Source organism: Burkholderia sp. WP9, assembly GCF_900104795.1.
Lineage (GTDB): Bacteria > Pseudomonadota > Gammaproteobacteria > Burkholderiales > Burkholderiaceae > Paraburkholderia.
Window position 1 is genome coordinate 2,695,032 of the sequence record NZ_FNTG01000002.1, and the last position, 19,586, is coordinate 2,714,617.

Annotated in this window: 19 protein-coding genes; 10 read left to right on the forward strand and 9 right to left on the reverse strand. The window is 63.5% G+C overall.

What is annotated here, in order from left to right; all coding sequences use genetic code 11:
* Positions 1-37: 37 nt before the first annotated feature.
* The gene (locus tag BLW71_RS33115) at positions 38-988 is read right to left on the reverse strand and encodes a LysR family transcriptional regulator (RefSeq protein WP_091807147.1); all 951 of its coding nucleotides are present in this window, start codon (positions 986-988) and stop codon (positions 38-40) included.
* Positions 989-1,298: 310 nt separating this feature from the next.
* Between BLW71_RS33115 and BLW71_RS33120 the strand changes: the two genes are divergently transcribed.
* Positions 1,299-2,744, forward strand: a complete 1,446-nt coding sequence (locus BLW71_RS33120) for a putative bifunctional diguanylate cyclase/phosphodiesterase (RefSeq protein WP_091807149.1) — start codon at positions 1,299-1,301, stop codon at positions 2,742-2,744.
* A 55-nt stretch (positions 2,745-2,799) separates the two neighbouring features.
* Here the strand turns inward: BLW71_RS33120 and BLW71_RS33125 are convergent, their stop codons facing one another.
* The gene (locus tag BLW71_RS33125; RefSeq protein ID WP_091807151.1) at positions 2,800-4,032 is read right to left on the reverse strand and encodes an NAD(P)/FAD-dependent oxidoreductase; all 1,233 of its coding nucleotides are present in this window, start codon (positions 4,030-4,032) and stop codon (positions 2,800-2,802) included.
* Positions 4,033-4,390: 358 nt separating this feature from the next.
* Between BLW71_RS33125 and BLW71_RS33130 the strand changes: the two genes are divergently transcribed.
* From BLW71_RS33130 to BLW71_RS33145, 4 genes are read left to right on the forward strand one after another with little or no spacing between them, the layout of a single operon-like run.
* Positions 4,391-5,194: a DUF3348 domain-containing protein gene (locus BLW71_RS33130; RefSeq protein ID WP_091807154.1), complete on the forward strand. Its 804-nt coding sequence runs from the start codon at positions 4,391-4,393 to the stop codon at positions 5,192-5,194.
* A gap of 10 nt (positions 5,195-5,204) precedes the next feature.
* Positions 5,205-7,823 (forward strand): DUF802 domain-containing protein, encoded by a 2,619-nt coding sequence (locus BLW71_RS33135; protein WP_091807156.1) that lies wholly within the window; start codon positions 5,205-5,207, stop codon positions 7,821-7,823.
* Entirely contained in the window at positions 7,820-8,467 is a 648-nt protein-coding gene (locus BLW71_RS33140) for an OmpA family protein (protein WP_091807158.1), read from the forward strand. The genes BLW71_RS33135 and BLW71_RS33140 overlap by 4 nt, the downstream gene beginning before the upstream one ends.
* Positions 8,460-9,128: a DUF2894 domain-containing protein gene (locus BLW71_RS33145; protein WP_091807160.1), complete on the forward strand. Its 669-nt coding sequence runs from the start codon at positions 8,460-8,462 to the stop codon at positions 9,126-9,128. Before BLW71_RS33140 ends, BLW71_RS33145 begins: the two co-directional genes overlap by 8 nt.
* A gap of 53 nt (positions 9,129-9,181) precedes the next feature.
* On the opposite strand, the gene BLW71_RS33150 is transcribed toward BLW71_RS33145, so the two are convergent.
* Both BLW71_RS33150 and BLW71_RS33155 read right to left on the reverse strand, forming a co-directional pair.
* Positions 9,182-9,475 carry a TFIIB-type zinc ribbon-containing protein gene (locus BLW71_RS33150; protein WP_091807162.1) on the reverse strand — a complete coding sequence of 98 codons (294 nt, stop codon included), beginning with the start codon at positions 9,473-9,475 and terminating at the stop codon, positions 9,182-9,184.
* Positions 9,476-9,559: 84 nt separating this feature from the next.
* Complete coding sequence (locus BLW71_RS33155; RefSeq protein WP_091807164.1) at positions 9,560-10,312, reverse strand: TerC family protein; 753 nt, start codon at positions 10,310-10,312, stop codon at positions 9,560-9,562.
* 120 nt (positions 10,313-10,432) lie between these two features.
* Here BLW71_RS33155 and BLW71_RS33160 point away from each other — a divergent pair, with 120 nt between their 5' ends.
* Positions 10,433-11,314 carry a LysR family transcriptional regulator gene (locus BLW71_RS33160; RefSeq protein ID WP_091807166.1) on the forward strand — a complete coding sequence of 294 codons (882 nt, stop codon included), beginning with the start codon at positions 10,433-10,435 and terminating at the stop codon, positions 11,312-11,314.
* Here BLW71_RS33160 and BLW71_RS33165 read toward each other — a convergent pair.
* The 3 genes from BLW71_RS33165 to BLW71_RS33175 all read right to left on the reverse strand — a co-directional run bounded on the left by BLW71_RS33165 (position 11,287) and on the right by BLW71_RS33175 (position 12,857).
* On the reverse strand, positions 11,287-11,748 hold the full coding sequence (locus BLW71_RS33165; RefSeq protein ID WP_091807168.1) for a TerB family tellurite resistance protein: 462 nt from the start codon (positions 11,746-11,748) through the stop codon (positions 11,287-11,289). The two genes, BLW71_RS33160 and BLW71_RS33165, sit on opposite strands and share 28 nt — an antisense overlap.
* Positions 11,749-11,958: 210 nt before the next feature.
* Positions 11,959-12,414 carry a hypothetical protein gene (locus BLW71_RS42435; RefSeq protein WP_286162177.1) on the reverse strand — a complete coding sequence of 152 codons (456 nt, stop codon included), beginning with the start codon at positions 12,412-12,414 and terminating at the stop codon, positions 11,959-11,961.
* A gap of 122 nt (positions 12,415-12,536) precedes the next feature.
* Positions 12,537-12,857 carry a DUF4148 domain-containing protein gene (locus tag BLW71_RS33175; protein WP_091807172.1) on the reverse strand — a complete coding sequence of 107 codons (321 nt, stop codon included), beginning with the start codon at positions 12,855-12,857 and terminating at the stop codon, positions 12,537-12,539.
* A 186-nt stretch (positions 12,858-13,043) separates the two neighbouring features.
* Between BLW71_RS33175 and BLW71_RS33180 the strand changes: the two genes are divergently transcribed.
* Together BLW71_RS33180 and BLW71_RS33185 are read left to right on the forward strand one after the other, a co-directional pair.
* Positions 13,044-13,235 (forward strand): hypothetical protein, encoded by a 192-nt coding sequence (locus BLW71_RS33180; RefSeq protein WP_091809171.1) that lies wholly within the window; start codon positions 13,044-13,046, stop codon positions 13,233-13,235.
* Between the two features lie 133 nt (positions 13,236-13,368).
* Positions 13,369-14,118: a hypothetical protein gene (locus tag BLW71_RS33185; protein ID WP_091807174.1), complete on the forward strand. Its 750-nt coding sequence runs from the start codon at positions 13,369-13,371 to the stop codon at positions 14,116-14,118.
* Between the two features lie 93 nt (positions 14,119-14,211).
* Here BLW71_RS33185 and BLW71_RS33190 read toward each other — a convergent pair whose 3' ends face one another.
* Both BLW71_RS33190 and BLW71_RS33195 read right to left on the reverse strand, forming a co-directional pair.
* Positions 14,212-15,708 (reverse strand): HAMP domain-containing sensor histidine kinase, encoded by a 1,497-nt coding sequence (locus tag BLW71_RS33190; protein WP_091807177.1) that lies wholly within the window; start codon positions 15,706-15,708, stop codon positions 14,212-14,214.
* Positions 15,705-16,451, reverse strand: a complete 747-nt coding sequence (locus tag BLW71_RS33195; RefSeq protein WP_091809173.1) for a response regulator transcription factor — start codon at positions 16,449-16,451, stop codon at positions 15,705-15,707. Before BLW71_RS33195 ends, BLW71_RS33190 begins: the two co-directional genes overlap by 4 nt.
* A gap of 265 nt (positions 16,452-16,716) precedes the next feature.
* Here BLW71_RS33195 and BLW71_RS33200 point away from each other — a divergent pair, with 265 nt between their 5' ends.
* Both BLW71_RS33200 and msrA read left to right on the forward strand, forming a co-directional pair.
* A complete protein-coding gene (locus BLW71_RS33200) occupies positions 16,717-18,585 on the forward strand; it encodes a cytochrome c biogenesis protein DipZ (RefSeq protein WP_091807179.1) in 1,869 nt (622 codons plus the stop codon).
* Between the two features lie 53 nt (positions 18,586-18,638).
* The gene (gene msrA / locus BLW71_RS33205) at positions 18,639-19,379 is read left to right on the forward strand and encodes a peptide-methionine (S)-S-oxide reductase MsrA (protein ID WP_091807181.1); all 741 of its coding nucleotides are present in this window, start codon (positions 18,639-18,641) and stop codon (positions 19,377-19,379) included.
* The last annotated feature ends 207 nt before the right edge of the window (positions 19,380-19,586 follow it).

Consider the following 19,586-nt stretch of genomic DNA (forward strand, 5'->3'; position numbering starts at 1 on the left):
TGCGCCCGGTTCGTATTGAACGGGCGCGCGTGGGCCGCTAAACCAGTATTTCCACCGAATGCGTCGCGCGCAGCGTGTCCGGCGTTCGCGACCACGATTCGTCGCGGATCGTATCGATCAGGCAGTCGATAAAACACATCGCCGCAGCGTCCGAAGGTTGACCGGCGCGCGTGATGATCCCGACCATAGACTCGTCGAGCTGCTCCCGCACGGGGATCGCGCATAAGCCTTCGCGGGCCGCGCACAATTCGATGAGCGGCCACGGAAAGATGCTGACCATGTCCATGCGCTTGATCAGCGGCAAGGCGACGGTCAACGAGTGAAGGAAGTGAATACTGCGCGGCGCGGGCAAGCCGTGCTGCAGGAACATCCGGTACGGCGCCTGCCCTTCGGTTTCGGGGTCGAGCGCGACGAGCCAGTCGAGATCGAGCAGATCGGTCAGTGAGCGGCTGTTCGCGCGCGGATGATCCTGCCGCGCGACGATGGCGAGGCTCGAAGAAAACAGCGGCCGGTAGTTGAACTCGCAGTTAGTCATCCCTGGTGTTTGCCTGCCGACGAAGATGTCGAGGCTGCCGTCGCGCAAACGCGGGTTGGCGATGGCGATCAAGCCTTCGAAGACGTTCAGCTGGATGTCCGGCATTCTTTCGCGAAAACGCGCGACCGCCTCCGGCAAAAACGTCATCGCAACCCATGCCGTTACGGCAATCGAGAGTCGCCCGTTTGGATCGCCGCGCATTGAATCCACGGCCTGATGCGCGCGCGCCATCTGCGCGACGATAAGCCGCGCATGGGCGAGCAGCGTCTGCCCGCATTCGGTCAGTGTGACGCCCGACGAAGTGCGGGCTACGAGCTGCATTCGTACGGCTTCTTCCAGATACTGAAGGCTTTGAGTGACTGCAGCGGGTGACGAATTGAGCAGTCGCGCGGCCCCGCGGACGCTGCCCGCGTCCGCAATGGCGACAAGCGCACGTAGCTGGTGAATTTTCATTTTTGATTGTGTGGTTCGTGCGGCGTGCAGCAAAGTGTTCAGCTTTGCTTTACGCGTTCACTCGGACGACCCGTTTTCGGGCGGGCGATGCCGGGATATCGTGGCGGCACTGTTATGAATGCCACCCCGAGGTGTTCACGCCGCGCAGCTTGTTCAAGTCTCCCTGCTCCGGCCCTGTCTGTCAATTCGTTATGCGCGTTGGCAATGCGTCACTCGTGCACAACGGCCCGAAGGGTCGATGCTGGCGCGATTGGTCCACCCCTTTCCGGCCGTTCTCCCCGGACGAAGTGTAAAGTGCAGGAGTGCAAAGATGACTCACCCGGCGACCAACAGCCGCATGCAAGCGCTTGCAGGCGATTCAATCTCCTGTTTGCCTCGAGAAGAAGCCGCACGCCCAATGCGCTGCGGCGCGAGTACTGTTCAGCCGGAGCCTGTTCATCACGCCGGCTATGCGTTGGTACTGGACTCGCTCACCCGTTTGCACAATCGCGTCTACGTTGCTGAGTGCCTTCAGCATTTACTAAAATCGCCGCGCGCGGCACGCATTGCCGTGCTGTTCGTCAATCTCGATGGCTTCAGCAAGATCAACGATCATGGCGGTTACGATGTCGGCGACTACGTGTTGCGTGACATCGCGGGCCGGCTCAAGGGAGTGATCGGTGAACGTGGTCTGTTGGGGCGTATCGGTGGCGACGGGTTTCTCATCGTCGTCGACGACCGCGGCAACCCGCTGACGATCTGCGCCTACGCGCGCCGGATCTTCGAGCTGTTCACCGCACCGATCGAGGTGGGCGACAGTGAATATTACGTGGGCGTGTCGATCGGCATTTCCCGCTCCTGCGGTGAAGCACGCGACGCAGCCGCACTGATTCGCGACGCCGGTCTCGCGATGAGCCACGCGAAGCAGCACGGCCGGAACCGTGCGCAATACTTCACGGCTGACATGCAATGCGAGCTGCAACGCCGCTTCAGGATCGAAGCGTTGTTACGCGGCGCACGGGCGGCCGGTGAACTCAAGCTCGTTTATCAACCGATCGTCGACAGTGCCTCGGGCGAGACGGTCGGCGCGGAAGCTTTGCTGCGCTGGACCCATAGCGAGTTGGGCGAGGTCGCTCCCGCCGAGTTCATTCCGGTTGCCGAAGAAGCCGGTCTGATGGAGAGCATCGGAGACTGGGTGCTGGAACAGGCTTGCGCGCAGGCCGGGCAATGGCGCTGGAGCCTTGCGCCGCAACTCGCTGTCTCCGTCAACATTTCGCCGCTCCAGGTCAACGAACGCTTCGTGCGGCACGTTGCCGCGTGTCTCGAGCGCAATGGGCTCGATCCATCGGCGCTGCAACTGGAGATAACGGAAGGCATGTTGTTGCCGAATGACCCGGTGGTGTCGGCGGCCACGGCGGCGCTAGCGAATCTCGGCGTCAAGCTCGCCATCGACGACTTCGGTACGGGCTATGCGTCGCTCTCCTATCTGAAGCGCTTTGCGTTGCACAATCTGAAGATCGATCGCTCGTTCGTCGCGGGCCTGCCGCACGATCGCGATTCGGTCGCGATCGTGCTTGCGCTCGTGACGATGGCGCACGCATGCGGCATGACGACAACAGCCGAGGGCGTGGAAACACACGAGCAGGCGACGGCTCTGTTTGAGATGGGTTGCGACATGCTGCAGGGTTACTTCTTCAGTCGTCCTGTAAGCGCGGCGCAATTCGGCGGCGCGTTGTCCGCCGCCGATCTCGGCAATAAATGGTGCGCCGTGCGGTAGTAATCGATAACGAACAATGGAGCTGCCGGTATGTTGCCGCCGGCGAGGCTTGCCGTTAGAAGCGCTCCACGCTGAACGGCCGCGGGTCCACGACGGTGGCTTCGCCGGTCATCATTTCGGCGACGAGGCGTCCTGTGATCGGACCTAGCGTGAGCCCATGATGTGCGTGACCGAACGCGAACCATAAACCGTCGTGCTTTTTCGCGGGCCCGATGATCGGCATCATGTCCGGCGTGCAGGGGCGCCGGCCCATCCACGGTTCGGCATCCAGACGTTTGCCCAACGGAAAAAGCGCGCGGGCGGCCGGCTCGACGGCGGCGAGCTGCGTCGGCGTTTTCGGCGCGTCGAGGTGGGCGATTTCCGCGCCCGTCGTTAAGCGGATGCCGCGTGCCATGGGCGCCAGCACGTAGCCGTTTTCCGCGTCGAGCACCGGCTGATGCAGGCGGGCCGTTCCCTGCGGCGCGTAGTGCATGTGATATCCGCGTTTGACCGCAAGCGGCAAGCGATAACCGAGGCGCGCGCTCGCGCGATCCGACCACGGCCCCAACGCCACGACAGCGGACGCTGCCGAGATCGTGCCTTCCTCCGTATCGACTTGCCAGCCTTCGCGAAGCGTATCCGCATCGCCGATAAAAAACCGTCCGCCCAGCGCTTCGAAATACTTCGCGTACGCGGTGACGAGTGCGTTCGGGTCGCTCACGGAATCGGATTGCGGATAGCGCACGCCACCCACGAGCGTCTTGTCGAGATCGGGCTCGATCTGCTGCAGGCGGGCGGCGTCGAGCGTTTCGAACTGGACCTCGTATTCCCTGTGCCAACGTTCGGCGACAAGCGCTTCCTTCTCGAGAACCGCTTCGGTGCGAAAAACCTTCATCCAGCCGATCGGGCGCAGTAGCGCGCTTGCGCCAGCGTCGTCGGCTAGCGCACGGTGCTCGCTCACGCAATGCTCGATCAGCGTCGCATACGACTTCGCGATGGCGGCGTGCCTCGACGGATGAGAGTTGCGCCAGTATCGCCACAGGAAGGGCGTGGTCTTGAGGATGGCGTCGGCATGGTAGCGAACGTCCGGTGACTGATTGCGCGCGTAGCGAAGCAACGTGCCGAGCCCACGAGGAAACGCATAGGGATAGACGCCTTCGCGCTGAATCAGGCCTGCATTGCCGAACGACGTCTCATTGCCTGGCAACTTGCGATCCACCAGCGCGACCTGGCGGCCGCGTTTCTGCAGATGCACGGCAATGCACACGCCGACAATGCCCGCCCCGAGCACAACCGTATCGAATTTCATTCTATTGACGTGCCTCGCCTGAAGTCACTTTGTTCGAAGATTTCCGCGATCCGATCGTCCGACATTCGGGTCGCGCGGCGCCGAGCGCAGGCGCAATGAAGCGAACGTTTATCTTACATGGAGTCGTCCGGATCTCAGGCCGAACCCGGCATCACGCAGCGCATGCGCAAGAACTTTGCGGCGACCGGGGGAGTCGCGCTTCAGCGCGCTGCGCAAGCGGCTGGAGCAGGAGGCTGGAAGGCCCGTCGGCAGGGCGTTCGGCACGATCCAGTGCCTCTTGCGCACGGCCGACGGATCGCACGGCAGCCGCCCCGGTCCCGTCAGCGTGTAAACTGCTGACTTTTTTGACTTCGGTGGTATGTTGCAAGCCCCCCCGCGCACCGCGCTCAGCGGCCCGGCGCTCATTCGCTTACTGGCTCGCCTCGCGGATGCCGACATTCCCGAATCCAGGCAATCGCTCTCGGACCGGCTTAGCCAATGGCTCGGCTGGACCGACGCCATTGCGCTGTCCTCGGCGCTGAACGGCAATCCGCCGGCTGTCGCGGCCGGCGGTCGAGTTTTCGGCAGCGCCGAAGAGGCGGACTATGTGCGCGCGCGCAGTTCGCTGGCGAAGGCGATCACGGGCGACAGCGTATTCGCTGCCGCGCGGCGCCATGGACACGGACACGCGCACGGGCACGGGCAGGGACACGGAGCTGCTCACGCGCCGTCGCGGATTGCGCCCACGGAGCCGGCGGCCGACTACGCGGTTTTTCGTCAGCGCTATCTCGCCCTCCAGCAGTCGATGGAAACGGGCATCGGCAATCTGCGCGGCCGTCTGCGAGCCATGCTGGCGGCCAGAACGCCCGCCATGGCGCGGCTCGCGGTGGTGGATGCGGTCATGGAGCGCGCCCTGAGCGAACGTGAGCGCAATCTGCTGGCTGCCGTGCCCGGGCTGCTCGCGGGGCACTTCGAGCGCTTGCGCGCGGCCGAGCAGGCGGTGCTTACCGCCGCCGAGGCCGAGGCTGCGGCCTCGGGTGACTCCGCAGGCGACGCAACGCCGGTCACGCCCGGCGCATGGCTGAACCTGTTCCGCAAGGATATGCAAAGCGTGTTGCTTGCCGAACTGGATATTCGTTTACAACCGGTCGAAGGGTTGCTCGCCGCCCTTCGCGCCAGCTAACTGGGACACTATGTCCAGATATCGTATTGATCTCGTTGTGTTTCTGGCTGGTCTGGCCGCTGTGTGCTGGATCGCCGCCGGCTACGCCGTTTCGAACCCGTTGGCGTTGGCCGTCACTCTACTGATCGGCGCTTGCTACGTGGCGGGCGCGCTCGAATTGCACCGCTACCGCGAGGCCACTGGCACGCTGACGCGCGCCGTCGCGGGGCTGTCCGCGCCGCCGCCAAGCCTCGGCGCATGGCTCGAGCCCTTGCATCCCAGCCTGCGCAACGCGGTGCGGCTGCGTGTCGAGGGCGAGCGCGTGGCCTTGCCAGGTCCGGCGCTGACGCCTTATCTGGTCGGCTTGCTAGTGTTGCTCGGCATGCTGGGTACGCTGCTCGGCATGGTGGCCACTTTGCGCGGCACCGGCATGGCGCTGGAGAGCGCAACCGACCTGCAGGCGATCCGCGCCTCGCTGGCCGCGCCGGTCAAGGGTTTGGGCTTTGCGTTCGGCACCTCGATTGCGGGCGTGGCGAGTTCCGCCATGCTGGGGCTGCTGTCCGCGCTGTGCCGGCGCGAGCGCCTGCAGGCCGCGCAGATGCTCGACGTGAAGATCGCGACGACCTTGCGCATCTACTCGCAGACCCATCAGCGTGAAGAAGCCTTCCGGCTCCTGCAACGTCAGGCCGAGGCGATGCCCACGCTGGTCGACCGCTTGCAGACGATGATGGGGGCCATCGAGCAGCAGAGCCTCGCCTTGAATGAGCGGCAGATCGCCAGCCAGGAGGCTTTCCATGGCCGGACCGAGGCCACTTATACGCGCCTCGCCAGTTCGGTCGAGCAGTCGTTGAAGGCGAGCGTCGCGGACAGCACGCGTGCCGCCGGCGCGGCGCTGCAGCCGGTCATGGAGGCCACGATGGCCGGTCTCGCGCGCGAAACGGCCGCGTTGCACGAGACCGTCACGCACGCCGTGCAGCGGCAACTGGACGGACTGTCGAGCGGCTTCGAGGCGAGCACCGCGACCGTCGCGGACATCTGGAACAAGGCCCTTGAAGGGCATCAGCGTTCGAGTGAGGAACTGGCGCAGCACCTGCGCGACACGCTGGATCGCTTCACCGGCACGTTCGAACAGCGCTCGGCCGGTTTGCTGGACGGCGTCGCCGCACGCCTGGAAAGCGCGGTGGGTGGCGTGTCGCAGGCCTGGAACGAGGCGCTGTCGCGCCAGGAAAGCGTCGGCGAGAAGCTCGCCGCGAACAACCAGCAAGCCCTGGCGGCGGCTGCCGCGACGTTCGAGCAGCACGCGGCGTCCCTGTTGCGCGGCGTGGGGCAGTCGCACGCGGAGTTGCAGACCGAGTTGGGCTCGAAGGACGAACAGCGGCTCGCCGCCTGGACCGAGGCGCTCGGTGCGATGGCGGCGACGCTGAGCAAGGAGTGGGAGCAGTCGGGCGCGCGCACCGCGAGCCGTCAGCAGGAAATCTGCGAGACGCTGGCGCAAACCGCGCGCGACATATCGGTCCAGACGCAGGCTCACGCGAGCAACACGATTGCCGAAATCGACCGGCTGGTCCAGGCCGCGGCGGAAGCGCCGAAGGCCGCGGCGAACCTGCAAGCGGAGTTGGCCGCGCGGGATCAGCAACGGTTGGCAGCGTGGACCGACACGCTTGGCGCGATGGCGGCGACGTTGAGCAAGGAGTGGGAGCAGTCGGGCGCGCGCACCGCGAGCCGTCAGCAGGAAATCTGCGAGACGCTGGCGCAAACCGCACGCGACATTTCGGTCCAGACGCAGGCGCACGCGAGCAATACGATTGCCGAAATCGACCGGCTGGTCCAGGCCGCGGCGGAAGCGCCGAAGGCCGCGGCGAATCTGCAAGCGGAGTTGGCCGCGCGGGATCAGCAGAGGCTGGCCGCCTGGACCGAGGCGCTCGGAGCGATGGCGACGACGTTGAGCCACGAATGGGAACAGGCGGGCGCGCGCACCGCGAGCCGTCAGCAGGAAATCTGCGAGACGTTGGCGCAAACCGCGCGCGATATTTCGGCCCAGACCCAGGCACACGCGAGCAGTACGATCGCCGAGATCGGCCAACTCGTGCAAGCGGCTTCGGAAGCACCCAAAGCCGCTGCCGAAGTCGTCGCCGAACTGCGCCAGAAACTCTCCGACAGCATGGTGCGCGACACCGCGATGCTGCAGGAGCGCAGCCGCTTGCTCGAAACGCTGGAAACGCTGCTCGACGCGGTCAATCACGCATCCACCGAGCAGCGCACGGCCGTCGACGCGCTCGTCGCCACTTCGGCGGATTTGCTGGAGCGCGTGGGGACACGCTTCACCGACAGGATCGAACTCGAAACCGGCAAGCTGGGCTCGGTGGCCGCGCAAGTCACCGGCAGCGCTGTCGAAGTAGCGAGCCTCGGCGAAGCGTTCTGCGCCGCCGTGCAAGTGTTCGGCGAGTCGAACGACAAGCTGGTCGCGCACCTGCAGCGTATCGAAACCGCACTCGACAAATCGCTCGCGCGCAGCGACGAACAGCTTGCGTATTACGTGGCGCAGGCGCGGGAAGTCATCGACCTGAGCGTGATGTCGCAGAAGCAGATCGTCGAAGACCTGCAGCAGCTCGCCGGGCGGCGCGCGGCAGCCGGAGCTGAAGCGGCATGAGCGAGGACATCGACGGCGGCGTGGAGCAGGTCGCGCCGATCTGGCCGGTTTTTGGCGACCTGATGTCGGTGCTGCTCGGCGCCTTCGTACTCATCCTGGTGGGCGTCATTGGCGTGCAACTGGAGCTGTCGAACAAGCTGGAGCAGGAGGTCAAGCAACGTCAGCTCGAAACGCAGCGCCGCAAGACGCTGGAGCAGGCGCTCGCGGGCCCGCTCGCGGCCGGGCGCGTGACACTCGTGAATGGCCGCATCGGCATTAGCGGCAATGTGCTGTTCGCGCTGAACTCCGATCAATTGCAGCCGCAAGGGCGGGATCTGCTCAAGAGTCTGGCCGGGCCGCTCTCGGCGTATCTCGGCGCCAATGACGAGATCCTGATGGTGAGCGGCTTTACCGACGACCAGCGTTTGCGCGAAGGCAATCGTCGTTTCGCCGATAACTGGGAATTGTCGGCGCAACGGGCGTTGACGGTGACGCGCGCGTTGATCGACGACGGCGTGCCTGCCTCGTCGCTCTTTGCGGCCGCGTTCGGCTCCGGCCAACCCGTGAGTTCGAATACCGACGAGCAGGGACGCGCCAAAAACCGGCGCGTGGAAATCGCGCCGGTCCCGCGCCCGTCGTCTTCCACGGTGAAGCCTCGTGAGTAAGCCCGACAGCGATCCGGCAAACGGAGCCCGGGCGACGCTCGACGCGTGGCGCGCGCGCGGCGCCGATCGTCTGGATCCGGTCCGCTTTCATTTCATCGAGGCGCTGGCCCGGCGCGCGGCCGGCCACAGCGGCGAGGCGCGACGGATTCTGGATGACCGGTTAGCCGGTCTGCTGGAAGCGTATGGTGGGCAGATCGAACGTTCAGAAAGTTCGACGGACGATGCCGACGCCTTAAGGCGCGCGGACCGCACGGCGTCGTTGCCAGACGAGCCCGCGCAGGCAACGCTGAAGAGCCTCGTCGACTCCATCGCGAGTCAACATGCGCTCGCGACGAACGGCTGGCCGCGATTCACCTCGTATCCGGAACTAGCGGAACTCGATTACTTCAGGGAAGTCTGGTCCAAAGTCCGTACCGAGAAGCAGATGCGACAGTCGCTCGAGCAGGTGCCTGGCAACGCCGGTCCGCTGAACTCGAGCAGCCTCGTTCATCGTGCGCTCTCGCTCATGCGCGAGGTATCGCCCGGTTATCTCAAGCAGTTCCTCTCCTATGTCGACGCCTTGTCGTGGATGGAGCAGATCAACGGCGCCACGGCGCCGGTGGGTAAAGAGGCCCCGCGCGCCGGCAACCCCGGCAAGAGCGCTCGCGGCAAAGCACGCTAACGGTAGCGGCGACGGCATACTGCCGGCGCCTTTTTCACCCTGACTGGCGCTGCTCAGTCGAAATCGAACACGTCGAAAATCGAGCGCTTTTTCTTTTGCGTCCGATAGTCCGTTCGACGATCGTCGTACCCACGGTGGCTGTCGTACGAGTGTTCCCGATCCCGGTGGCCCTCGCGGCTCGCGCGTGTCGCGGGCGCCGTGTCGAGGCTCGCGGCGTCCTGCGCGATCAGCTTGTCGAGTTCACCGCGATCGAGCCACACGCCGCGGCAGTCCGGGCAGTAGTCGATTTCGATCGAGCGGCGCTCGGTCATCAGCAGGTCGGTGGTCTTGCATACAGGGCATTTCATGGTGTCGCTCCTCAAGAGTAGAAAGGCATCGAACGCTCGATCGTGCGAGCCGTCCGATCCGTCAACAACTTCCCGCGCTATCGGTCATTCCCCGGTGCTGGGCACGCGCGTCGACTTCGCGCGGCGTACCAGCATGTTCATCGCCTCGACGAACGCGGAGAACGCCATCGCCACGTAGATGTATGTTTTCGGCACGTGTGAGCCAAAACCTTCAGCAATGAGCGTCATGCCGATCACGAGCAGGAAACTCAGCGCGAGCGTGACGATGGTCGGATTACGATCGATGAAGCGTGACAGCGGACGCGCTGCGAACAGCATGACCAGCACCGCGCTGATCACCGCGATGAACATGATCGGCATATGGTCCGTCATGCCGACCGCCGTGATGATGCTGTCGACCGAAAACACGATATCGAGCAACAGGATCTGGCCGATCGCGCCTGCCACGGTCAACTGCACGGTGCTGCTCGCGTTGCCGCGTTCTTCTTCCGCATGCACCACGTGATGGTGAATCTCACGCGTCGCCTTCCAGACGAGGAACAGACCACCACCGAGCAGGATCAGATCGCGCCACGAAAACGCATGGCCGAACAGCGTGACGGCGGGCGCGGTCAACTGGGCAATCCAGGCAACCGTACCGAGCAGGCCCAGTCGCAGCACGAGCGCGAGCATGATGCCCAGACGCTGCGTGCGGGCGCGTTGCGCTTCCGGCAGCTTGTTGCTGAGGATCGAGATGAAAATCAGGTTGTCGATGCCGAGCACGATCTCCATCACGACCAGTGTGAGGAGCGCTGCCCATGCAGCAGGGTCGGAAGCGAGTGTGAGCAGAAAGTCCATGGTGTCCGTAAGCGAATGAATGCAGGTAACGTCGGAATAGCGTCATGATCGCCGCCACCGCATTTCGAATAAATCAGTGATAATCTGATTGTTATATCGATTTTTTCGAAGTGTTACGCCATGCTCAATTACCGTCATCTGTACTATTTCTGGATCGTCGTGAAGGAAGGCGGCTTCGCGCGCGCGGCCGAGCGGCTCGATATGGCGGTTCAGACCATTAGCGCGCAGGTGCGCGAGCTGGAAAAATCGATCGGCCGCCAGCTGTTGAAACCGGCCGGGCGCGGCGTCACGATGACGGAGGCCGGCGAGACGGCATTCAATCGCGCGGAGCAGATTTTTCAGATCGGCGAGGCGTTGCTCGACGAGATGCGCGAGGCGGGTGGGGAAGGCGTGGCGCGGCTCGCGGTGGGTCTTTCCGACGGCATTTCAAAGCTCGCGGCGCACGCGCTGCTGGCGCCGGTGCTCGGCACGCCGTCGCTCAGGCTCTTGTGCCACGAGGGTGAGCATGCAGAGCTGATGTCGGAGCTTGCGCTGCACAGGCTCGATCTGGTGCTCGCGTGCCAGCCGGCGCCGCACAATGCCGACCTGCGCGTGTTGAGCCAGCGCCTTGCGGGTTCGCCGGTCGATTGGTACGGCCCGGCGGAGATGGTCCGCAAGTCCGCGCGCGCGGGCTTTCCGCAGTGCCTCGCGGAGGTGCCTCTGCTTCTGCCCACCCGGCACGCCGCGTTGCGCGCACGCCTTGACCGGTGGTTCGAGGCGCAAGGCATCCGGCCGCGCATCGTCGGCGAGTTCGAGGACAGCGCGTTGATGGCGGTGTTTGCCGCGCGCGGCCTCGGCGTATTCCCGCTCGCGGAACTGGGCGCGGAAGACCTGTCGCTGCTGCGAGGCCTGCGCTGGCTCGGCCGCGCGGACGGCGTGATCGAAGAGATCCACGCCATCCGGTCGCGTCGCGGCCAACATCACGGCCTGGCGTCTCAGGTGGTGGCCGGCGCGCGGTTATAACTACGCAGCACGTGCGAGGGGAGGCCCTGACGTCGCGCGGCAGGCGTCAGATTGGGGCCCCACGCATTCAATACGGCGGCAAGCACGGCGATTTCACCGTCCGCCAGAAAGTCGTCGGCGACCGCCACGGCCACGCATAGGCGAATCACCTTGCGACGCAGCGCGGGATCGTCGATCTCGTCGATCAAGGTCGTCAGCATGGCCGGATCGAGATGACCCACCGGCGGCGCAAACGAAGGCTGTGCGACCGAGTGATCCTCGCATAGCGTCTGCACGATCTGCTCGAATTGTGCCGGTGCGAGACCGAGTTCGCCGGCAATATCCAGTCTGTCCAGCACACGCTCTTCCGAGCTGCTAACGTGGCCGTCGGCGGTGAGAGCGAGCGCGACGATGCGTGCTGCGGCTTGCGGGCTGTTACGGGGATAGGTGCGCATGATAGGGTCCTTTCGCGGATATGTCCGTAGTGAAGATGAACCCAGTCTGCGGCATGCGGTGGATCGAATAAACCTGCCAATTACGAACAAATGGTTCGGAAAAAACGAAGCTTGCCGGTTAGCCAATCGTGCCGGATGCGCTCGACAGGTCACCGATGAGAAGTTGAAGTTCCTGCCTTCTCACCGGGGAACCATGCGGCCGTTATCGATTTAAAGCGGATGTAGCTTGCCGTTGAGGTCCATCGACCACTTCGAGCCATCGCCGAATGTGAGGACGCCGTTCATCGCGTCGATATGCGTCGGTTTGCCGACAGGCTCTTTCGTGGTTCCTCCGACAATACGAGCCATGTCGGAAGAGGTCATTTCTTCGTTGCGATGCAACTCGTCGATCTTCAGTTCTTTCATGACGTGCTCCTTGAGAAAGATTATTTGGTTGAGCACGTTGATGAGTGCTCGGCTAGTCATAACGCACAGGACGTGCCAGTTTCGCTTTTGCACCGCCAAGCCGCTGATAACAAAGGAGATGCCGGCGATTAACCGCATACGGCGAAGGTGCCGGGTGGTGCGGCTAATCCAACAGCTAAAGGTTTGGGTGTCGGCTAAACGACAACAGGCTTTACGCGGAGGAGGATCCACGTCGAACAGGGCGCGAATGATCGAATCCACGCTTCGAAGCAGATTGCTCAGCGCTGCGCTTACTGCCTCTACGCCGATCTCTGTTTTTGCCGGAGCGGCGTCAATCGAAGGGCGAGCCCGCTTTCCGCAGGTTCGCCCATCCAGAATTGCCGTTAATGCATCGGCATGGTCTGCATTGCCGGCTGGTTGTCATTGAGCGCATTCTTTTGGGCTGCGTGCATGGCGGCGACTTTTCTTTCCGCTTCCTGAATGTCGGCGGGATAGTCGTTGTCGTCGCCTCGGGACGGGTCATATCCAGCGGCTTCCAGTTCCTCGAGTTCATGGCGCACTTCGGCGCGCGTGACTTGATGCGTGCCGGGCATGGCAGGCGTTTGCGCATAAACACCGGTCGAACTCACCAGAAAGGCCGCGCTCATGACGAATGCGCCAGACAGGGCCCGCCCGGCGCGCCGGTTCAGCGAGATCAGTTTCATGTCAATACTCCTCAATGTGCGAGCGCAATGTTCGAACTCGACGTGAGCCGGCATCAGCACGCTCTGAACCGGTAAACCGTCGGAATGGATTTCTTATTCCGGGTGACATGTTTAAAAGGAGAGCGGGAATAACCAAGTGAAATGCGGCGTCTTACAGTCGTGAAGACACGAATTGGGGGTGCTCAAATGGACATCATCGACATGGCCCGTCAGTCAGGAATGGCGGTTATTCTCGACGGCCGGATAGGCCGGGAGGAATACCACAGCGTTTGCGGCTCACTGTCGGCACTGCAGAAATTTGCCGACGCTATTCGCTATACGGCGGTGAACCGTAGAACGGACGACAACCGGCAGGAACGGTCTGCGCGTGGGGCCTGACATGATTCGAACACGTAACCCCGCTGGGACGACACCGTGCCCGGCTGACTTTCCGCGAGCCACCCGACGCGAGACGATATGGCTGCTGCGGCGGCCGCCGGGTTTGTCCGCGCTCAATGCCAGGGAGTCGACCGTGCATACGTTACTGCGCCGTTTTCAGCTCGTGTCCGGCGTGGTTTTGCTGATCTACCTCTTTCTGCATCTGGTCAATCACGCGCTGGGGATCTGGTCGCTGGATCTTGCCGGGCGCGGTCTCGTGCTGGCGCTGCGGTTGTGGCGCAGCGTGCCTGGCATCGTGCTTCTGTATGGCGCGGCGTTGCTACATTTTTCGCTGGCGCTGCGAACCATCTATGGGCGCCGCTACTGGACGCTTCCGCTCACTGAATGGGTTCGACTCTGGGCGGGACTGAGTCTGCCTCTGCTGCTCATCCGGCATGCCGTGTCGACCCGTCTTGCGTCATCGCTCTATGGTTTTGAACCGAACTATGAACGCATTCTGATATCGCTCATCACCAGCGGCACGCAAGGCTTGCAGCTCGCATTGCTCGCGCCGGGCTGGTTGCACGGTTGTCTCGGACTGTGGCTGCGCATGCGTCATCATGCTATGGCGCGCCGCGCGAAGCCCGTTCTGGTTGCGCTGCTCGTTCTGTTGCCGCTGTTGTCCGCCGCGGGTTTTATACGAATGAAGCAGGCGGTCATGGCGATCAGTGCCGGGCCGTTGCAGCCCGATTCGAAACTGATCGCACATCAGGGCGCGCTCGATGCATGGCGCCACTACATTCTGCTGCTGTATCTGTCGCTGCTGATAGGCGCGTTCGTCGCCGGTCAGCTACGCAACTGGCAGGAGCGTCGGCGACTTGCAAAGACAGCGATTAACGTCTGATTGCCGGGCATCGTGAAAGGCCGCTGCCGCTACGACCATGCCGACGGTCGCAGGTGCGCGCGCGTTGGCGGCAGCGAGTTCTGCTGCGATCCGTCACAGGGGCAGGCCCGCGGTGCTCGCCCTGACGGCAGCCGTAGGCAACTCGAAGCAGAAAGTCGTGCCCGCTCCCGCGGTGTCGACCAGACGTATCTGGCTATGGTGCAGTTGCAGCATGCGCTGGACGATCAGCAACCCGAGCCCGCCGCCACGATGCGCGCCGCCGGCGCTGAATGGCCGTTCGAACAACCCTTCGCGCTGCTCGGCTGGAATGCCGGGCCCCGTGTCGCTGACCGTGACCGACACCTTGCCGTCCTTGTGCGCGAGATCGATTTCAATCGATCCTTGGGCGGGTGTGTGGCGAATTGCGTTATCGAGCAGGTTGGTCAGCACGCGTTCGATCATGCCGAGGTCAGCGCAAACATTCGGCAGACGCGGCGGAATAACCGCTCGCAACTGAATGTGCCTCGCCTCGGCCGGCAACTCGAACTTCTGAAAGACGTCCTGTACCAGATCCGTTAGCGAGAATGGCTCGAGCGCAGGTTGCACGTTGCCGTGTTCGAGCCTGGCCAGTTCGAACAGTGCCTGGGCGAGCCGTCCCACCTTGACGCTTTGCGCGAGCGCGATCGCCAGATAGCGTTTGCGCTCCGTTTCGCCGAGCGTGTCGGACTTCAACGACAGTGTCTCGAGGTAGCCGTGCAGGGAAGTCAACGGTGTGCGCAGGTCGTGCGAAATATTGGCGATCAACTCGCGGCGCTGCTGGTCCTGCCGCGTCAGCGCGCGCCATTGTTCGCCGATGCGGTTCGCCATCTGCGCAAAGGTGGTTTCGAGCACCGCGATTTCGTCGCGCGGTCCGCCCGCAGAGGAGCGCGGCACGTTCGGCTGGGTGTCGGGCTCGCCCTCCGCGTCGAAGCGGCGCATGGCGTCGGTGAGCCGGCGCAGCGGCCGCGTGATGAGGCCGAATGCCGTCAAACCGGCGAGCAGTCCCAACAAGGCGACCAGCGCCATCGACCACAGCGTAGTCCGCAACACGGAGCTGGCCGCCACGCGCGCGGCCAGTGCGTCGTGTTCTTCGCCGAGCAGGACCACGTAGATATACCCGGACGGCGCCTGGCCGCTCAGTTGCAGCGGCGCGGCGCTGAAGACTTTCCTGCCGTCGGTGCTGCGCGGGTCGTCGCCGAGAATCGGCAGCGCCTCGCCCGCGATGAATTGCCGGATCGGCGTCAGGTTCACCTGTTCACGCTTGACGTGTCCGACAGGCGCGTCGTCGCCTTTAATGCGCCCTTGATTGTCGAGCAGATACACCTCGACACTCGGATTCACCATCATCAGTTGCCCGAACAGTTGCCGGACCGCGTCGGGCCGCAAGCCGTTCGCGTCCATCAGCGTGGTGCGGCGCGCGATATGGTCGGCGAGATTGCGCGACAGGCTCTGTATGACCTCCTTTTCGTGCAGATCGCTTGAACGGATTTGCAGGAAGGCCGACGCGCCGCAGCATGCCAGCAACAGCACGGAGAAAACGAGCGAGAGCCGCTGGGTCAGCGTCAGATTCACGATGCGTCCTTCTGCGCGCCGGCGGGCGCGGGTGTGTCGCCTGGCACGGCGAGCTTGTAGCCGCGACCCCAGACGGTCAGGATGCGCTCGGGTTGGGCCGGATCCGCCTCGATCTTCGCGCGCAGCCGGTTGATATGGGTATTGACAGTGTGCTCGTAGCCTTCGTGCTGATAACCCCACACTGCATTGAGCAGGTCCATGCGCGAAAACACTTTGCCGGGATGCTGCGCGAAGTAATACAGCAGGTCGAATTCGCGCGGCGTGAGTTCGATCGGCTTGCCGTCGACGGCCGCTTCGCGCGTTAGCGGATCGATTGCGAGCCCGGCAATCCGCAGGCTGCCGCCTTCGATCCGCGCATCTTTCGCCAGGGCGTCGACGCGGCGCAGCAAGGCCTTGACGCGTGCGACCAGTTCGAGCACCGAGAACGGTTTGGCGAGATAGTCGTCAGCGCCCAGTTCGAGGCCGAGAATCCTGTGCACTTCGCTCGAACGTGCGCTCGTGATGATGATCGGCGTGTAGCGCGTCATTGCGCGGGCGCGCCGGCAGATTTCGAGGCCGTCGACGCCGGGCAGCATCAGATCGAGAATCAGCGCGTCCCAGCCGCCTTGTTCGAGCAGGCGCAGCCCTTCGTTGCCGTCGGCGCTGTGCACCACTTCATAGCGCTCGTCACGCAAATGAAGACTCAGCACGTTGGCGATGTCGACGTCGTCTTCGACGATCAGGATGCGCTTCGGATTGTCCATGGTGGGTTTCAGCGGCGGTTCAGGGCGCGGTTGAGCAGCAGGGCCGGGCACGGCCGCCGGGAAAGGCAGCCATTGCGCCATTGTGCAAAATTTCCGGCCTGCGAGTTATCACATTTAATTTAACTTTTCGTGAGGACTTCGACATCGGTGGCGCTCTAGCATGTGGGCACTTTCCGCAATACCAGGCCCTGAATGAACTGTACGCCGGCTGACGCCCGAGCCCGCGTGCCCACTGTAACCGTCTACACGAACGTTCGGAACTGACATGCTACTCATCGTTCTCGCCTATCTTGGCGGCGCCCTCACCATTTTCAGCCCATGCATTCTGCCTGTGCTGCCGTTTGTTTTCGCGCGCGCCGATCAGCCGTTCGTGCGCAGCGGCTTGCCCTTGCTCGCCGGCATGGCGCTCACGTTCGCGCTCGTCGCGACGCTTGCGGCGGTGGGCGGTGGCTGGGTCACGCAGGCCAACCAGTATGGCCGCTGGCTGGCTATCGCGCTGCTGGCGATCTTCGGGCTGACGTTGCTGTTCCCGCGCTTCGCCGATCATTTGATGCGGCCGCTCGTCAGCGCCGGCAATCGTCTGTCCGATTTCGCGCAGGCGGATGGCCACCAGGTCCGCGCGGGGTCGTCGTTTCTGCTCGGCATTGCCACCGGTCTGCTCTGGGCGCCGTGCGCCGGGCCGATTCTCGGCCTCGTGCTGACCGGCGCGGCACTGCGCGGCGCGAGCGTGGGTACTACGTTGCTGCTGGCGGCTTATGCTGCCGGCGCGGCGACGTCGCTGGCGGTGGCGCTCCTGATCGGCGGCAAGGTGTTCACGGCGATGAAACGGTCATTGGGCGCGGGCGAATGGGTCCGCCGCGGAATTGGTGCAGCGATGTTGTTCGGCGTAGCTGCGATCGCGCTCGGATTCGACACCGGCGTACTCGCTCGTGTTTCGACGGTCGCCACCGGCGGTCTCGAACAGAAGCTCGTCGACACGCTTTCACCGAACGCGGCGCCGGGCAAGTCGCCGGTCGGCGAGAATCCGGCGCACGTCTCCGCCGGCGGCGCGATGAGGAGCGCCAACCCGGCGACGCAAGGCGGCGCGGTGGTCGAACCGGTCTCCGCCGCGATGTCGGGCGGCGCGATAATGCGCACCGCCGCCGCTGCGGCGCCACTGCCGGTCGAGGGTGTGCTGCCTCCGCTGAACGGCGCGGTCCAATGGCTCAATTCGCCGCCGCTTACACTGCAGGACTTGCGCGGCAAGGTCGTGCTGATCGATTTCTGGACATACTCCTGTATCAACTGCCTGCGTTCGCTGCCGTATGTCAAAGCGTGGGCGCAGAAGTACAAGGATCAGGGGCTCGTCGTGATCGGTGTGCATGCGCCGGAATTCGCCTTCGAGCGTAATATCGACAACGTGAAGAAGGCCACGCATGACCTGGGGGTCGACTACCCCGTTGCGATCGACAACAACTATGCGATCTGGCGTGCGCTGAATAATCAGTACTGGCCCGCGCACTATTTCGTCGACGCGAAAGGGCAGATTCGCTATCACCACTTCGGCGAAGGCGATTACGCGGAATCGGAAAAGGTGATCCAGCAACTGCTGGCCGAAGCGGGCCACGCGAATGCGTCGAATATCGCAATCGGTATTGCGAGCACCGGCGCACAAGGCGTGCAAGCCGCTGCCGACAACGCCGATATGCAATCGCCGGAAACCTATGTCGGTTATCAGCGCGCGGAGAACTTCGCGTCGCCGGGCGGGGAGGTCGAGGACAAGGCGCACACGTATGCGGCGCCGTCGCAACCAGCCGTGAATGACTGGGGGCTCGCCGGTTCATGGAACGTGGGTGCGGAGCAAGCCACGCTCGTCGCCGCGTCGGGACGCATCGTATATCGCTTTCATGCGCGCGACCTGCATCTGGTGCTCGGGCCGGGTAAGGACGGCAAGCCAGTGCGGTTTCGTGTGAGTGTCGACGGTGCCGCGCCTCGCGCCTCGCACGGCACCGATGTCGCCGCTGACGGCAGCGGCGTCGTGACCGGGCAGCGTCTCTATCAACTGGTGCGGCAAACCGGCCAGGTCGAGGACCACACGTTCTCGATCGAGTTTCTCGATCCGGGTGTGCAGGCATTTGCCTTCACATTCGGTTAAGCCGACGCGAGCGGCCTGACTCAACTTCAAGCTGATCCAAAGGAATGACCATCATGCGTACGATATCCAACCGCACCGCGTCGCCGCGGAAACGTTTCTCAGTCACTCGACTCGCAGGTCTCGTCGTGGTTGCTTTGAGCGTTGCGGCCGCGCAGCACGTCGCGCATTCGGCTGAAGCCGCCACGAAGATCCCGGCTCCCGTACAGGACGAGAAGGGCGTTGCAACGCATAGTGAAACGGCGGTGCTGGCGGGAGGCTGTTTCTGGGGCGTGCAAGGCGTGTTCGAACATGTGCGTGGCGTGAAACAGGTCGCGTCCGGTTATAGCGGAGGCGCGGCTTCCACCGCGCAATACGAAACCGTCAGCGACGGCGATACGGGACACGCGGAGTCGGTGCAGATCACCTACGACCCAACGCAGATCACGTATGGGCGATTGCTGCAGATATTCTTCTCGGTTGCGCACAATCCCACTGAGTTGAACTATCAGGGCCCTGACCACGGCACGCAATATCGCTCGGCGATTTTCCCCGTGAATGCCACGCAGCGCAATATTGCGCAGTCGTATATCGCACAACTGAACAATGCTCATGTTTTTGCTGCGCCAGTCGTGACTCGCGTGGAGGATTTCAAAGGCTTCTATACGGCGGAAAGCTATCACCAGAACTTCCTCGCGCTGCATCCGAATCACCCATACATTGCCATCAACGATCTGCCGAAAGTGGCCGGCCTGAAGCGCATGTTCCCGGATCTGTATCGCAACGATCCCGTGTTGTTAGCTACGGCGGCGCAATAGCATGCGTGCCGTTGCACGGAGCGCCTGACGAATACTCGTCTGGTTCTTGTGTCTTGAGGCTCGCGGCGGACGCGAGCCTTTTTGTATTACCAATATAAAAATTGCACAGGTGGAGCGCTGAGGCCGAACGGTGTCTTTAATCAACTGACGAATCAAAGATTTACGTTTTACGCATTGCCGCGAGGCGGAGTTTTTCCATTCGCCCTC